Consider the following 2,517-nt stretch of genomic DNA (forward strand, 5'->3'; position numbering starts at 1 on the left):
GTGCGGCAGACGGTGCATCGCGTAGGGGCTGTATACGATGGTCGTGCCGGCCGGGATGTCGTAGTCGCCCAGGCGGGTGTCCGCCGTGACGATCCGGGTCCAGATCATTCCGGCCGGCGGGTACAGCCGCAGCGTCTCGGTGATGATCTGGCCGGCGAGCTTCAGGTCGGGCAGGTGGTCCAGGGAGACCGGCTTGCCCTCCAGGACGCGGTCGACTTCGGCCCACAGCCGCTGCTGGATGTCCGGGTGACGGGCGATCAGGTACAGCGCCCAGGACAGCGCGATCGCCGTCGTCTCCGAACCCGCCACCAGGAAGGTCAGCACCTCGTTGCGGAGTTCGGCGCTGCTCAGGCGCTCACTCTGGCCGCCGCCGACCGGGCACTCGGAGGCGCCGGTGTCGCGGGACGCCAAGAGCGCCGAGAGCAGGTCCCCGTGATCCTCCGGGTTGGCCTGGGCCTTGGCGATGATGTCGGTCACGGTGTTGTGGAGCCCGGCCAGGGCCCGCTGGTAGCGCCGGTTGCCCGGAGTGGGTATCCGGTTCAGCACGGCCGGCGTGAACGTCTGCCGGTAGGTCGCGTGCTGCACCTCGATGGCGTCGCTGACCAGTTGGCGCAGGTCCTGCGGGGGCAGCGTCCCGCCGAGCATCGTCTGGAGAATGTTGTGCATCGTCAGGCTGAGCATCTCCGCCGGCATGTCCAGGACCTGACTGTGGCGCCACTTGCCGGTGATCAGGCTCGCACCTTCGGTCATCACTTGGGCGTAGCCGGAGAGCCGGTTGCGCTGGAACGCGGGCTGGACCAGCCGGCGCTCCCGCCGGTGCATGGAGTGCGGGCAGGTCACCAGGCCGTCGCCGAACACCTCCTTGGCCCGGTCGAACAGCAGGCCGCCCTTGTCGTAGATGCGGTCGTTGAGGAGGATCTGCGAGGTCAGCTCCGGGTCGGAGACCATCACCGCCTTGAGCGGGCCGACGCTGATGCTCATGACGTCGCCGTGCGCGGGCAGCGAGCGCAGGAATTCCCGCGGGTCGCGCAGGGCCTTCGCCGCGTGACCCACGACGGGGAGGCCGCCGGGCGCTACGGGAATGTCCTCACCGGGATCCGCGGTGGCCCCCTTGCCTGCAAGCGAGTTGCGCATGCGACCCTCCCATGTGCGTCAAGTGCCATTCCGGCCCATTTGTAAAACGGGCCGACAATGAATGATCGAGTGCTTTACTGATGCGACACATAATGAGCGCATGTCGCGATACCTCAGACTATGCAGCATGATCGCGACGGGGGCGTGACTCGAGTGTGATCGAAGCGTGATCCCGCTGGTAGTCCCCACTTTCACCGACTGAGCCTTTCCGCGCAATGATTGGTGGCTCTACGTGAGCGTCACAGACGGTAGGCGATAGGGCGGCTGGAAGGGGGGCGGTGAACGAAGAAACGCGGGATCCCGATAGAAGACCGTTCCGACCAAAGATCAGCTTCAGGGAATCCCGCGCGTCGTGAGTGCGACATACATGGCTGTCCTGCAGTTCCAGGAGCACACGGTCGAGTTCGTGACCGGCCTGCTGGAAGCGGAGCGTGTCCGCCGCGGTACCCGGAAAGGGACGCGGAAGCTCACCAGCCACGAACAGGCGGTGCTCGTGCTGCGCTGGTTCGCCGACGCCACCCGGGTCACCCAGCTGATCGTCGACCATGGGATCAAGAAGTCGACCGGCCACGACTACCTTCACGAAGGGATTCAGGTCCTAGCCGAGCAGGCCCCTGACCTGCACAACGTCCTGCTCGCCGCGAAGCTCGCGGGCCACGGGCAGGTCATCGTGGACGGCACGCTGCTCGAGACCGACCGGGTCCGTATGCCCGGCCCGATAACAGGCGTCGACCTGTGGTGGTCGGGGAAACACCACCACGGCGGCAACATCCAGGTGCTCTCCGCCCCGGACGACGGCTGGATCCTGTGGGTGTCCGACGTCCGCCCCGACCGCGAGCATGACACGACCGCCGCACGTGCCCAGGACCCCGACGACGCCTTAGAGGGCGTTTGATTAGAGATAATCATCTTATATAACCTAATAGGTTCCTCGCCAGGTAGGTGTTGTTTCGTTCGTTATGCGTCTAGCGATGTTGTCGATCGAGGCAATACAGATCATGGCTTCGGAGCTGGCGGGCAAGGTCTCGTAGTCGCGGGCCAGGCGGCGGTGCAGCATGATCCAACCTAGCGTCCGCTCGACGGCCCAGCGCCGTTTGACGACGTGAAAGCCGCGGGTCCGGCTTTTTCTGGGGACGGCGTCGACGCCGACGCCGAGGGCGGCCCCGTACTCGACCACGCTGTTTTTGAAGCCGGCGTCGACCCAGGTCTTGGATATCCCCCGGTAGGTTTTCTTGACCTGGTCGAGCAGTCGTATTCCGAGGGCGTTCTCCGACAGGCTGGCGGCGGTGACGGTCACGGCGAGGAGCAGGCCGAGGGTGTCCGTGACGACGCCCCGCTTACGGCCGACGATCTTCTTGGCGGCGTCTATCCCCTGGCTGGCAA

General features: G+C 65.8%; 2 protein-coding genes and 1 pseudogene. 1 reads left to right on the forward strand and 2 read right to left on the reverse strand.

What is annotated here, in order from left to right:
* The coding region (locus MJ785_RS21765; protein ID WP_239382731.1) for a cytochrome P450 at positions 1-1,134 on the reverse strand (1,134 nt) is incomplete at its 3' end.
* Positions 1,135-1,486: 352 nt separating this feature from the next.
* Between MJ785_RS21765 and MJ785_RS21770 the strand changes: the two are divergent.
* A pseudogene (locus MJ785_RS21770) lies at positions 1,487-1,996 on the forward strand (IS5/IS1182 family transposase); the annotation flags it as partial.
* Between the two features lie 57 nt (positions 1,997-2,053).
* Here the strand turns inward: MJ785_RS21770 and MJ785_RS21775 are convergent.
* A partial coding sequence (locus MJ785_RS21775) for a transposase (protein ID WP_239382733.1) occupies positions 2,054-2,517 on the reverse strand: 464 nt, incomplete at its 5' end.

Origin of the sequence: Protofrankia sp. CiT1 (assembly GCF_917627335.1) — a bacterium.
Classification (GTDB): Bacteria; Actinomycetota; Actinomycetes; order Frankiales; family Frankiaceae; genus Protofrankia.